Raw genomic sequence first — 12,664 nt, 5'->3', positions numbered from 1 at the left:
TCGTGTTTCTGCTATGTTCCGAGCCTATGGAGTTGGTCGTGATGTTGCTCGGTCTGATCCTGTCCGCCACCGGCATCGTCCTCTTCGCCTGGGCGATGTTCCGGCTCGCCGTCTTCGCACTCCCGGTCGGGCTCGGTGCGGCCGCATTTCTGTGGGCGGGGGGTGGCGAACTGGGGCCGTTGCTCGGTCTGCTTCTCGGCCTCGTCGTCGGCGTCGCGGTCTTGCTGATCGGACGCATGCTCATCGCGTCGCGGTTGCCCGTTCCGCTTCGCGGAGCGATCGCGCTTCTCTTCGCCGTGCCCGCCGGGATCGCCGGCGGCAGTGTCGTCTCCAGCCTGATGCAGCTCGGCGGTGCGGGGCCGACCGCGACCGGCATCGCCGCGGCGGTCGGCGCGATCATCATCGCCGGTGCCGCCATGATGAGCCTGTTGCCCGCGATGACCGCTTGCACCGGTTCGAACGGATCCCCGCTGCACGGTTGATCTGTTGGGGCCAGTGGGCCGAGTGCTCGCTCCTCGTGTCACCGCGCGCATGGCGACCACGACGAGAGTGCTTCAAGACGGCAGGGTCTGACCTGACGCATCCGGGTTTTCAGGCGCCTCGCGCCTGCGGCGCGACCGCCGCTCTATTCCGCTAGGCTCACATCCGTTCGCCAAGCTCCACCGGGCCACGCTTCGCGCGTCCCGGCCAAAGGTGACGATCGGACTGGCGGGATGCCGGAGCCTTGCTCCGGCCTGTCGTCGCCGCGCCTGACCGGCGCGGCGGCATTTTTCGTTGGGCCTTCCCCTCGTCGCGCGGGTGGGCGGCGCTCCCTTCTGGGCCCGGCCCGGCGTCCCGCAAGCCGGCCTTCGACTGCGCTCGGGTCCGGCTCCTCCATTGCATTTCGGCCCTGCGGGTGCGGACCGCCTCCTGGCCGCGCCCGGCAGGTCGCAATTCGCCGCCCACCCCCGCTCCGGGGGAGGCCCTGGGGTTTTTGGGGCGGCATTGGAGGATAGCCATGCACCAGACCGGCAGCCAACGCGCGCGCGCAGAGGGCAGCAAACGCCAGCCCCCGGCGGAGCGCGCCAATCTTTACGACGAGGTGACGGGCCGCATTGTTTCCGAACTTGAGGCGGGCCGCTTCCCTTGGGTCCAGCCTTGGGGCCGCCCCAATGGTCAAGGCTTCTCCGCCGCCCCCGGCCTCCCGCGCAACGGGCTCACCAGCCGCAATTACAGCGGCGTCAATGTCCTGATCCTGTGGGGAGCAGTGATCGAGAACGGCTATCCGTCGCAATCGTGGCTGACCTTCCGCCAAGCCTTGGAGGCGGGCGGCAATGTCAGGAAAGGCGAGCGCGGGACAAGGGTTGTCTATGCCGACCGCTTCACCCCCGAAGCCGAGAAGGAACGCGCGCGCCAGACCGGCGGCGAAGCCCGCGCGGTGCCGTTCCTCAAACGCTTCACCGTGTTCAACGTCGCACAGTGCGAAGGCTTGCGCCCCGGCCTTGCCACCGACCCCGCACCGCTTCCCGAACGCCAAGTCGTGCCGATCGCCGAAGCGGTCATTGCGGCATCGGGCGTCGATTTCCGCATCGGTGGGGACAAGGCCTACTATGTCCCGAGCGCCGACTATGTGCAGGTGCCCCCGCAACCGGCCTTCCACGAACAGATCAATTTCTACCGGACGGCGCTGCACGAACTCTGTCATGCCAGCGGCCACCCGTCGCGCCTCAATCGCAATCTGCGCAATGCGTTCGGCAGCAAGGACTATGCGCGCGAAGAATTGATCGCCGAGATGGGATCGGCCTTCCTTTGCGCCGCGCTCGGCATCGTGCCGACCGTTCGTCACGCCGATTATCTGGCATCATGGCTCGACGTGCTGCGCGAGGACAATCGCGCGATCTTTCGCGCGGCCAGTCAGGCGAGCAAGGCCGCCGATTGGCTGCTTGCCCGCTACGCCGAGACGCAGGACGAAGGGAGGGAAGCGGCATGATTACGCTCCCCCATGCGATCCTTTCGGCGCTGCGCGCGAATGCGCGCGCCAGCCGCCTCCACGAGCAGCGCGACGAACGGTTCGACCCGTTCCCGGTGGTCAAATTCTTCAATCCGGTCGGCGCGGCGACGTGGATCGCCACCGAGCTTTACGACGATGGAGACACGCTGTTCGGCCTCGCCGACTTGGGGTTCGGATGCCCGGAAATGGGCGTGTTCTCGCTTACCGAGATTGCGGGCGTCCGCTTGCCCTTCGGCCTGTTCATCGAGCGCGACGAGCATTTCGAGCCGCTGGCCCCGCTTTCGCTATGGTCCGATACCGCGCGGCGCATGGGTGCAATCGTTCTGGCCGAAGCCGAACTTCGCCGCATCACCGATAGCCGGAACGGCAACGAGCTTCCGCCGCCTCTTGATGATCGAGGGGCCGGATGACGCGCGGCGCGTTTCGCCGCATTGAGTGCCGGTCCCGCCCATCCAGCAAGACAAACGGGACCGGCGCTCCAGAAGGAGCAGACCAATGAAACTCGACTTTATCGACCATAGCAAGCTGGTTCCGTCCAAGGTGAACATGCGGCACGGACCCAAGCCCCCGGACGTGGGCGACATTCTGCCCTCGATCCGCAAGCGCGGTGTCATCGTGCCGCTGATCGTGCGCCCGCAGGCGGGCAACGATAATGGCGTCCACGAAATCGTCGCCGGGCGGCGGCGCTGGACGGCGAACGCCATCGCGCTTGTCGAGGGCATCGACCACGGCCCGCTTCCCGTCGCCATCCTCGACGCCGGGGACGACGCCGACGCCATCGAGGCATCGCTTCTCGAGAACACCCGGCTCGATCCCGACGAGGTGACGCGATGGGAAACCTTCGCACGGCTGGTCAAGGAGGGCCGCGACATTGCGGATATCTCCGCGACGTTCGGCATTCCCGAGCTTGGCGTGAAGCGTATCCTAGCGCTCGGCAACCTGCTTCCGCGCATCCGCGATCTTTACCGCAAGGAGAAGATCAACGCGGCGACCGTCCGGCATCTGACGCTGGCGAGCAAGCAGCAGCAGAAGGCATGGCTGGCGCTCTACGACGATGACGACGCCTATTGCCCGACCGGCCAGCAATTGAAGGCATGGCTGTTCGGCGGGCAGTCGATCAAGGTCGAACATGCCCTGTTCGACGTCGATGCGAGCGGCCTTGCGATCGTCGCCGATCTGTTCGGCGAAGACCGCTATTTTGCAGATGCCGACGCGTTCTGGACCGCGCAGAACGCCGTAATCGACGCGCGCAAGGAGGACTATCTGGATGCCGGATGGTTCGACGTGGTGATCGTCCCGCCCGGCGAATATTTCTACCGCTATGAGTTCGCCAAGGCACCCAAGCGCAAGGGCGGGCGCGTGTATATAGATGTGCGCGAAAGCGGCGAGGTCGAGGTCCACGAAGGCTATGTGACGAGCAAGGAGGCCAAGCGGCTCGAACGCGGCGAGGCAATCGAAACCGGCCCCAAAGTGCCGCGCCCCGAAGTGACGAGCACGATGCAGACCTATATCAACCTGCACCGTCATGCCGCTGTCCGCGCCTCGCTGACCCGTCATCCCAAGGTCGCGCTGCGCTTGATGGTCGCCCATGTCATCGTCGGGTCGCCACTGTGGACGGTCAAGCCCGAGCCGCAGACCGCGCGCAACGACGATGTGCGCGAAAGCGTCGAAACTTGCCGCGCGGAAACCGACTTCGACGCGAAGCGCCGCGCCGTATTGGACCTTCTCGGCTTCTCGCCCGAGGAACCGACCGTCACAGGCGGCAACGGCGACGACTTCGGACTGGTCGGCGTGTTCCTGCGCTTGCTCGACGTGCCCGACCGCGCCGTAATGGACGTGATCGTCATCGTCATGGGCGAAACGCTCGCCAGCGGCAGCGCCGCCATCGAGGCGGTCGGCGGCGAGATCGGCGTCGATATGGCCCGCTACTGGCAGGCCGACGACGCCTTTTTCGAGTGTGTCCGCGACAAGGAGGTGCTGACCCGCATCGTCGCCGAGGTGGCGGGCGAACCTGTCGCCGCCGCCAATGCGAAGGAACCGGGCAAGGTCTTGAAGCGCATCGTCCGCGACCATCTGGAGGGTGCGAACGGGCGGCCCAAGGTCGAGGGTTGGGTGCCGAAATGGATGGCGTTCCCGCCCGCTACCTATACGGCGCGCGGCGGCGTCGGCACCGTCGCGGCTCATGCCAAGGTGCTCGCGGCGCGCCCCGACCGCGAGCCGGAACCGACCGGCCCCGGCGCGGTGATTGCGCTTCCGGCCCCTGCCAAGGCCGAGCCGCAGGAACAGCCCGAGCGCGAAGCCGCATGAAACTGGACGGGCGGCGGCGCACCCGCCGCCCGTTCCGTCCCCCATAAAATCGCCGCGCCGCTCGGCCGCAAGCGGCCCTCGCGGCGCGGATTTCAGACAGGAGACTTGTCATGGCCGACCGTGTTTCGGCATCCATCACCATCGGCGGGACGCTCCCCGCCAGCCAGCTTCCCGCCTTCGCCGAGGCCATCGCGAACGAAGGGCTGTCCACCGAATGGGACGGCGAACCCTTCGCGCTCGGCGATCTGCCCGAGGGCGAGCCCTTGGCGCTCATGGCGCACGAGGTCGCCTGGGGGCGGTTCGAGGGACTCGAAGCCTTCTGCATCGCGCATGGGCTTTTCTTCGCGCGCTGGTCGGGCGCCTATGCCTGCCAGTGGGGTGCGGAACGCACCGTGTTCACCGGCAGCGGCGAACCGCAAAGCTACGCTGCCGACGAGGACGACTATATCCTCATGGGGCGCTGCACCGCCGAGCGATTGGGCAGCTATGCGGCGATCATCGCGCATTTCGATGCGGCCGACTTCGCGGTGCCCCCGCTTGTCATCACGCCCGAACGGGAGGAGGCGAGCAATGGCTGACATCTGGATTCAGGGCAGCTTCGCCTTTCGCTGCACCGCCGCCGAGTGCGCGCTGATCGAGGAAGTCGCAAACGCTGGCTACGCGCTAGCGAATGACGACGCGCCCGATCCGCCGAGCGCGGCGCTGCTCGCAGCCTTTCCGCCGGACGATGCGAACGCGCGGTGGAGCGGGTTTCGCGAGGCGTTCAACGATCCCGAATTTCCCACCATCGGAGCCGATTTCATCGCTGAAACCTGCCCCGACGATCCATCCGCGCGGATCGTGTGTTTCGCCAGCATGGACGATTTCGATGCCGCTGCCATCGCGGTGGTGATCCAGCGATGTTGCCCCGAAACGCTCGCCAAGGGGCCGATCGGCTTTGAATGGGCCATGACCTGTTCCAAGCCCCGCATCGGGGAGTTCGGTGGCGGCTGGTGCGCGATTTTCGCAGACCGCATCGAGATCGACGCGACCAACGAGGCGCTGTCGCGCGCGCTCGCGGGCGACGGCAACTAGCCCAAATCGCGCCGCACTGCGCGCTCGCGTGCCGAAAACCCCTGCCGCCTGACCTACCGGGCGGTGCGGCGGATCACCGTCCGGGCGCTTCCGCATAACGTGCATTCGTCCTTCTGCCGCTCGAATCCGCGCGTGCCGCCGAGCGCGCAGGTGACGACATTGGCCTGTGCGGTAACCGACAGGTTGAGCCGGTCAGTCACGCAGGCATCGCACACCGCCGCGCCGTCCAGCCGCACGATCAGCCGTTCGATCTGCCCCGCAATCGTCGTTCCTTCGTTCATCGCCGTGAGGCTATAGCCGCGGCCTCGTGGCCGCGAAAGCAATCATGGCTTCCCGGAAAGACGCCGGACTGGGCTTCCTGTCCGCGCGCGCATCTCGTCCTTTCGTGTCTCACCAACCCGTCGCCGGCTCCTTGGGCGCATGACCTGGGACGGCCGCGCGCCTCGCGAAACCATCGCGCGGAACTGATTTCCCCGCGCCGCTTTGGCGGCGCTCCTCGCGGCCGCTTCGCTCCAAATCAGCCCCGCGCTTCCGGTCCTCCGCTTCGCTTCGGCCTGCGGTTCGCAGCGCGCTCAAGGGCCGTCCCTTCGGTCCGCCCATCGCCCGGCATCGGGTCGGGCGAATGTGCAAGGAGACGAGAAATGCCCTCAATCGGTCATGTCCAGCGCCAGAACGACGGTTCGTTCCGGGGCGCCTTGAAGACGCTTTCGGTCAATGCCGAGATCGCCATCATCCCCAACCGCAGTAAGACCGGGGACCAGCCCGACTACCGCGTGCTGTCGAACGGCGTCGAACTGGGCGGCGGCTGGATCCGCACCGGCGAGGTGAGCCAGCGCGAATATGTCCGCCTCGCCATGTCGGCCCCCGAACTTGGCGGCCGCACCCTCTACGCCAATCTCGGCCGCGCCGCCGGGCAGGACGACGACGACGCGTTCGCCGTTATCTGGAACCCCGGCGACTGAGCCGGATCGGCCCCGCGCCGGTCACCCGGCGCGGGGCTTTCCTCATGCCTTGAGGGCTTGGCGTGGGCCTTTTCCTGCACCGGAACGCGCTTGCGGGCCTGCAGAGAGGAAGAAATCCGCTCAGCAAGCACCGAGTATCCGGCGGCGAACGGACCGCCTCAACCATCGACGGTTCCCCCAATTTTCACGCCACCTGCGTTCCGCTTCGCTCCACTCCGGCGACGAGAAAATCGGCTCCCCCGTCGCCCGCTTCGCGGCCGCTGCGCGGTGGTTGACCCCGCCCGCTCCCCGCCGGGCGATGGCTCATCTTTCGCTTGTATCAGGAGGATGAGATGTCGGTTGAACAACAGATCGAGGAGCTTCGCGCGGAGCTTTCATGGTGCGATGACGCGGGAGAACGGCGGCAGATCGAAGCCGAATTAAGGGCCGCTGAGAAGAGGCTGAAGCGGTGCAATCGGGCGCTGCGTCAGGCCGAACAGGCAGGCTGGCAATAAGGCGATGCGCTGTTGAAGGGGCAGGTTCGCGGGAGTGGTGCCGCATGGCGCCGCTCCCCTTTTTTGATCGGGAAGGCGGGAAGGCAAAGCGGGCGTCTGGGGCGGCAGGTGGCAGTCGGGCTCGATGGCAAGATAGAGGCAAAATCTCGCGATTTTGTAAGTGTTTGTCTGCACATCGTTTTTTGAAGGCTTTTGCGAGACTCGCCCTTTGAGTGCGAGACAGGGTTACCAGGAGTGGCGGTTTTCTGGGCTTTTCCGATCCCAATCGCGAGACTCCTTGCGCTCTGGCGAGGACGCGCCATTCTTATCGGCGGGGAGCGTCATTCCGGCATGGAAGGACGCCGCTATGCGCGATGATGAGTTCGAACCGCAGCTGGGCCGGATGCGCGGCCGGGGCAAGGAGCAGCGCTACCTGAGCCGCGTCGTGAAAGCGGCAAAGCGGGCCGGCATGAAAACGGGCAGGCGCGGCCGTTTCGACGGCAGCCGGATCGGGCGCGGCGCGAGTGTTGCGCGGGTGCTCAGATCGCGCGACCGATTGGGCGCGTTCCGGTCGCGCCGCGTGATCGTCAAGATACGGCCTGTCGGCCTTGGCGGGAAAGGCATGGGCGGTGCGAAGGCGCACCTTCGCTATATTCAGCGCGACGGCGTGACCCGTGAGGGCGAGGCTGGTGCGCTCTACTCGCCCGACAGCGACGTCGCCGATGGCAAGGCGTTCCTCGAACGGTGTGACGGCGACCGCCGCCAGTTCCGGTTCATCGTGTCGGCCGAGGACGCCGACCAGTATCCCGACTTGAAGCCGTTCGTGCGCCGGCTGATGACGCAGATGGAGCAGGATCTTGGGACAAAGCTCGATTGGGTGGCGGTCGACCATTTCAATACCGGCCATCCGCACACGCATATCGTGGTGCGCGGCGTAAACGATCGGGGTGAGAATCTGCTGATCGCGCGCGAGTATATCTCGCACGGGAGCCGGCAGCGGGCGATCGAGATCGTCAACCTCGACCTGGGGCCGCGCACCGACCTTGAAATCGAAGAGCGGCTTCGCAGCGATACGGGTGCCGAGCGGCTGACCGCGATCGACAGACGGCTGATCCGCGACATGGATACCGCGCGGCTGGTCAGCGCGAGCGATGGCGATCCCTTCCAGCAATCGCTTCGCGTCGGTCGCCTGCAGAAACTCGGGCGCATGGGACTCGCCTCGCATGTCGGCAACGGCACCTGGCGGCTTGAGCCCGACCTTGCGAACACACTGCGCCAGATCGGCGAGCGCGGCGACATCATCCGCACCATGCAGCGCGAGCTGACCGCGCGGAAGCTCGATCGTGCTGCGGTCGATCGCGTCATCTACGACCCGGTCGCGAAGGAGGCGACGCCGATCATCGGCCGCGTCGTGATGCGCGGGCTCGCCGACGAACATGAAGACCGTCATTATCTGCTGGTCGACGGCATCGACGGGCGCACCCATTATGCCGAGATCGGCAAGGGCGAGCTGGTCGACACGATCCCCGAAAATGCCATCGTCCGGATCGCGCCACGCGAGGGCGGCATTCGCGCCGTCGATCGGACGATCGACGAGATCGCGGCGGCGAACGGCGGGCGCTATTCGATCGACGCCCATCTGAAGCACGATCCGACCGCCAGCGAACGCTTCGCCGAAACGCATGTCCGGCGGCTTGAAGCGATGCGAAAAATCTCGGGCGTCGTCGAGCGCGAGCCCGACGGAAGCTGGATCATCGCGCCGGACCATCTCGCCAGGGTCGAGAGGTTCGAAGCCATGCAGTTCCGCGACCACCCCGTTGCCATTGAAACCCTGTCGGCGATCCCGCTCGACAAATTACCGGGAACCGATGCCGCGACCTGGCTCGATCGCGAGCTGGTCGCCGAAGCGCCGGTGCCAGTGCGCGATGCTGGGTTCGGGCACGAGGTTCGTTCAGCGCAGGCGATGCGACGGCAATGGCTGATCACCGAACAGCTTGCAGACGAACAGGATGGGCAGACGGTCTATCGGCGAGGGATGCTCGCCGCGCTCCAGCGGCGAGAATTGCTGCGTGTCGCCCGCCAGCTCTCCGACAAGTTAGGCGTTCCGTTCGCCGAGGCCAGAGAGGGGGAGGCTGTTCAAGGCAGGCTCGTGCGCGCAGTCGAGATGACGAGTGGTCGCCATGCGCTCATCGAACGGTCGCGCGATTTCACGCTGGTGCCGTGGCGCTCTGTTCTCGATCGCCATGTCGGTAAATCGGTCTCGGGCATCATGCGCGACGGCGGGATCAACTGGACACTCGGGCGGCAGCGCAGCGGGCCGAGCGTCTCCTGATCCGGAGGATTCGGGCTTTCTATTTTCATGAAATTATGTTTTCATGGATTCATGAAAAATATCGCAGCGCAAACCGATGTCGGCGACGAGCATCTTCAGGTGCAGATTCCTGCCGTTACGAAACGCGATCTCGGTCAACGGTCGCTCGATTCCCGCGAGCCGATCCGGATGATCGTACTGCGGGCACTTGAAGCCTATGGCGTGAGCGTCCCCGCAGACGCGATATCGGATCGCCGGAAGGGCAGGCGATGAGCGAGGATTTCGAAGCTCTCACTGTTGCGGATTATGCGAAGCAGGCCGCGCGGACTGATCAACGCAGCGGTGGCCGCGCACTGGGCTTCTCGATGCTTGGCCTTTTCGGCGAAGTCGGCAGCTTGCTCAGTGAGGCCAAGAAAAAGCAGCGCGACGATGCCTCCTACCTGGGTTACGCTCACGCCGTCGCGGAAGAGCTTGGTGACGTCCTTTGGTATCTGGCGGCGATCGCACGGCGCAGCCGCATGGCGCTCAGCGACATCGCTGCCGCCGCGGCGACAAACGGCGGACAATGGCAGACGGGCGGCAACGAAACGCTCAGTTTCCATGCGCTGCAGCCGCAGCACATTCCGCTTGCCAAGGCACCGATGCCGCAGTTCGAGCATAGCCTGCTCGCGCTGGCAGGCGACGTTGGGCTGCTCATCAACGATTTCCAGGCGGGCGGTCTTGCGAAGGACCGCGAAGCACTCGCGGGCCGGCTGGTCGCGGTCATGCGCCGGTTGATCCAGGCGGCAAACGAATCCGGTGTTACCATCGAGGCTGCCGCCGTGAAGAATCTTCACAAGATCTTCGATCGCTGGCCGCGCGAGCGCATCTATCCGGCGCCGACCGATGCGGCGCTCGACCCAGAAGAGCAATTGCCGCGGCGGATGGCGATCGACGTCTATGAACGCACCGTTCGCGGGCAGACATTCGTGTATCAACGCTCAAGCGGTGTGTATGTCGGCGACCGGCTCACCGACAACGCGCTCGAACCCGACGACTATCGTTTCCACGATGTCTTTCACTACGCTTATGTCGCGGTGCTTGGCTGGTCGCCAGTGCTGCGTGCGCTGCTCCGTCTCAAGCGCAAGAGCGATCCGAAACTCGACGACGCCGAAGACGGTGCTCGGGCGATTCTCATCGAAGAGGGCATAACTTCCTGGATTTTCGGACAAGCGCAGCAACTCCGGTACTTTGAAAACGTGAAGCGCGGTGGCCTTCCGCTGGACATGCTGAAGCATGTCCGCCAGTTCGTCGCCGGCTACGAATCAGAACGCTGTCCGCTGTGGCTTTGGGAGGAAGCGATCCTCCAGGGCTATACGGCTTTCCGCTTCCTTCAGGAGCATCGGCGCGGCCGCGTCCTGATCGACTTCGCCAATCGCCGCCTGCGTATCAAGGAATTGCCGTCATGACCCCGAAATCCTTTGTGTCCACCCTGGCGGCGACCGAACTTCCCTCAGTGTTCAATCCCTGGCGCGATCGCTGCACGGTCCATGACCGCAGCGACGCCGCCGCCCGGCGCCGCGACAATCTCGAAATGCTGCTCACCGCGGCGCTTGATCATCGCGTCGAAACGATCTGGATCGCGCGTGATCTCGGCTATCGCGGGGGGCGGCGTACGGGCGTACCGCTGACCGACGAAATTCACCTCGGACATGCCGGCACGCTGATGGGCGGCATCGCATTTGAACGTGCGACGCAGGGACCCGCCGTGGCGGAGCGCACCGCGGCGATCGTCTGGCGTGTGCTAGAGCGGATCGGTCAGCCTGTCATGCTCTGGAACGTTTTCCCGTTCCATCCCCATGAAGCGGATGATCCGATGTCGAACCGATGCCACACGCGAAGCGAGCGCGAGGCGACCTGGCCGATATTGCAAGCCCTCGTGTCAATGATCCGGCCCCGCCAGATCGTCGCGATCGGGCGCGACGCTCACCTGGCGCTGGACGGTCTCGACATTCCGACCACCGCGGTCCGCCATCCGAGCTACGGCGGGCAGCGCGAGTTCATCGAGGGCATGTTCAGCCTGTACGGTGTCGCGGATGACAACGATGAGCCGCTAGAACTGCCGTTGGGCGCGCCTCACGCCGCAGCACGGAGATGTGCGCTCGCCTGATCGCAGCGTTCAAAGAGTTGCTTAAGATCGCCGCGGTTCCAGTTGGCGGTGTCGACCGTGGCGTTGGTCGAGACGATCGTGAGCGGACCCAGCGCGACCCCGCCTTCCTTGGCGATGAATTCGAGCAGACGGCCGAGGCCGATCAGATTGCCGAGCAGTTTTTCGATATAGTAGTGATTGCGGTAGAGCGCGGTCATGCCGAGGCGACGATCGTCGCCCTTGCCGATCAGCTTGAGACTGGCAAAGCTCAGGCACTGACCGCCGTAGGGCGAGTCATTCACGTCGCGGGCGGGGTCGAAGATCAGCAGTTCGAATTTGTTGAGCGCTCGGACGTTCGGGTTGCGCAGGCGCTCGACGATGCCCCAGATTTGATTGATTGGCTGGCCGTCGGCGCGGGGCAATTCCATCATCCGTTCGAAATAATAGCCCGACCAAGCGCCCGACCTCCGGACCTTCGGCAGCACGTTGTCGCGAAACCGGTCGAAGAATTGCGGCGCGCCGTAGCGCCTGTACAGCGCTGCCGGAAAAATCGTGTTGGCGACCGTCTCGATGGGCTTCTTGCCATGGCCCGAAAGGAAGGCATCGACTTCCGCCACGACGGGATCGGCGAGTGTTGCGCGCGCAGTCGGCTCGGCCACGGAGATGACGACATTCTGCGCCTGGTGTCCGGTGGCGAGGTCGACGAGCCGGACCGCCTCGCGCCAGCCAGCAACGCAGTCAGGCTGCGGCGGTATGGGAAGATACATCGACTTCCTCCGTCAAATTTGCCGTGGCGAAAAGGCGCGGCGCTAGAAAGCGCTCAGTAAGCCAGGCGTGGCCTTCCAAGCCCCAACCTGGTCCCCAGCTGTTGCGGATGAGAATGGCCGGGGTGCCGTCCACGGTTCCATGCCCGACCGCGACGACCGCGTGCCGTTGCGCTGGCTCGGGGAGTTCGTCGTTCGCCGGATCGACGACGCCATCACCGCGCGGCTGGAAGAAAGACCGTGACAGCATCGTCAGCATGAGCACCGGCGTGTCACGATCCAGCGCGGCAAGGATGGATGACAGGTCGGTTCCATCCCTCTGTCCGTTGCGGCCATAGAGCGGGCCAACGGTCGCCGGCGGCGTCCACAGTCGATGATCGGCTGGAACCGCTGCCAGATACGGCCAGCCTTTCTCGTCGGGTTGGCCATCGAGCCGTAGCGCGTCCAGCATTGTGGATAGCAGTGCGCCGCTCGTCGGCGGTCTGCCCGCCCGTTTCTGCGCGGCATAAAAGGCGAATTCACACGACAGCGGTGCCCAGCCGTCGCGAAGCCCGGCGTGGGTGTCGCTCGCGGCGAATGCGAGGCATGTCGGCCGCGCGCCTTGATCGCGCGCAGGCCCGAACAGCGGCCGAAGGTCACGGACGATATCGATCAT

Annotated in this window: 14 protein-coding genes; 11 read left to right on the top strand and 3 right to left on the bottom strand. The window is 65.4% G+C overall.

Annotated features, from left to right (window positions below; translation table 11 throughout):
• Positions 1-38: 38 nt before the first annotated feature.
• The 6 genes from AAC014_RS13150 to AAC014_RS13125 all read left to right on the top strand — a co-directional run bounded on the left by AAC014_RS13150 (position 39) and on the right by AAC014_RS13125 (position 5,371).
• A complete protein-coding gene (locus AAC014_RS13150) occupies positions 39-482 on the top strand; it encodes a hypothetical protein (RefSeq protein ID WP_136175471.1) in 444 nt (147 codons plus the stop codon).
• Between the two features lie 515 nt (positions 483-997).
• Positions 998-1,969, top strand: a complete 972-nt coding sequence (locus AAC014_RS13145) for a zincin-like metallopeptidase domain-containing protein (protein WP_017499955.1) — start codon at positions 998-1,000, stop codon at positions 1,967-1,969.
• Positions 1,966-2,400: a DUF2958 domain-containing protein gene (locus AAC014_RS13140; RefSeq protein ID WP_017499954.1), complete on the top strand. Its 435-nt coding sequence runs from the start codon at positions 1,966-1,968 to the stop codon at positions 2,398-2,400. Before AAC014_RS13145 ends, AAC014_RS13140 begins: the two co-directional genes overlap by 4 nt.
• 85 nt (positions 2,401-2,485) lie before the next feature.
• The gene (locus tag AAC014_RS13135; protein WP_017499953.1) at positions 2,486-4,297 is read left to right on the top strand and encodes a ParB N-terminal domain-containing protein; all 1,812 of its coding nucleotides are present in this window, start codon (positions 2,486-2,488) and stop codon (positions 4,295-4,297) included.
• Between the two features lie 110 nt (positions 4,298-4,407).
• Entirely contained in the window at positions 4,408-4,875 is a 468-nt protein-coding gene (locus AAC014_RS13130) for a hypothetical protein (RefSeq protein WP_017499952.1), read from the top strand.
• A complete protein-coding gene (locus AAC014_RS13125; RefSeq protein WP_017499951.1) occupies positions 4,868-5,371 on the top strand; it encodes a hypothetical protein in 504 nt (167 codons plus the stop codon). The genes AAC014_RS13130 and AAC014_RS13125 overlap by 8 nt, the downstream gene beginning before the upstream one ends.
• 53 nt (positions 5,372-5,424) lie before the next feature.
• Here the strand turns inward: AAC014_RS13125 and AAC014_RS13120 are convergent, their stop codons facing one another.
• On the bottom strand, positions 5,425-5,652 hold the full coding sequence (locus tag AAC014_RS13120; protein ID WP_017499950.1) for a hypothetical protein: 228 nt from the start codon (positions 5,650-5,652) through the stop codon (positions 5,425-5,427).
• A 360-nt stretch (positions 5,653-6,012) separates the two neighbouring features.
• Here AAC014_RS13120 and AAC014_RS13115 point away from each other — a divergent pair, with 360 nt between their 5' ends.
• The 5 genes from AAC014_RS13115 to AAC014_RS13095 all read left to right on the top strand — a co-directional run bounded on the left by AAC014_RS13115 (position 6,013) and on the right by AAC014_RS13095 (position 11,266).
• The gene (locus AAC014_RS13115) at positions 6,013-6,333 is read left to right on the top strand and encodes a DUF736 family protein (protein WP_017499949.1); all 321 of its coding nucleotides are present in this window, start codon (positions 6,013-6,015) and stop codon (positions 6,331-6,333) included.
• Between the two features lie 840 nt (positions 6,334-7,173).
• The gene (gene rlxS / locus AAC014_RS13110; protein ID WP_017499947.1) at positions 7,174-9,138 is read left to right on the top strand and encodes a relaxase/mobilization nuclease RlxS; all 1,965 of its coding nucleotides are present in this window, start codon (positions 7,174-7,176) and stop codon (positions 9,136-9,138) included.
• A gap of 51 nt (positions 9,139-9,189) precedes the next feature.
• Positions 9,190-9,390, top strand: a complete 201-nt coding sequence (locus tag AAC014_RS13105; RefSeq protein WP_017499946.1) for a hypothetical protein — start codon at positions 9,190-9,192, stop codon at positions 9,388-9,390.
• A complete protein-coding gene (locus AAC014_RS13100; RefSeq protein WP_017499945.1) occupies positions 9,387-10,565 on the top strand; it encodes a nucleoside triphosphate pyrophosphohydrolase family protein in 1,179 nt (392 codons plus the stop codon). Before AAC014_RS13105 ends, AAC014_RS13100 begins: the two co-directional genes overlap by 4 nt.
• Positions 10,562-11,266 (top strand): uracil-DNA glycosylase, encoded by a 705-nt coding sequence (locus AAC014_RS13095; RefSeq protein WP_017499944.1) that lies wholly within the window; start codon positions 10,562-10,564, stop codon positions 11,264-11,266. Before AAC014_RS13100 ends, AAC014_RS13095 begins: the two co-directional genes overlap by 4 nt.
• Here the strand turns inward: AAC014_RS13095 and AAC014_RS13090 are convergent.
• Entirely contained in the window at positions 11,233-12,012 is a 780-nt protein-coding gene (locus AAC014_RS13090) for a hypothetical protein (RefSeq protein WP_017499943.1), read from the bottom strand. The genes AAC014_RS13095 and AAC014_RS13090 overlap by 34 nt on opposite strands.
• A complete protein-coding gene (locus AAC014_RS13085; protein ID WP_017499942.1) occupies positions 11,984-12,664 on the bottom strand; it encodes a C1 family peptidase in 681 nt (226 codons plus the stop codon). Before AAC014_RS13085 ends, AAC014_RS13090 begins: the two co-directional genes overlap by 29 nt.

The sequence above is a fragment of the uncultured Sphingosinicella sp. genome (genome assembly GCF_963974575.1).
GTDB lineage: Bacteria > Pseudomonadota > Alphaproteobacteria > Sphingomonadales > Sphingomonadaceae > Sphingosinicella.
This window is presented reverse-complemented; position numbering and strand designations above follow the sequence as displayed.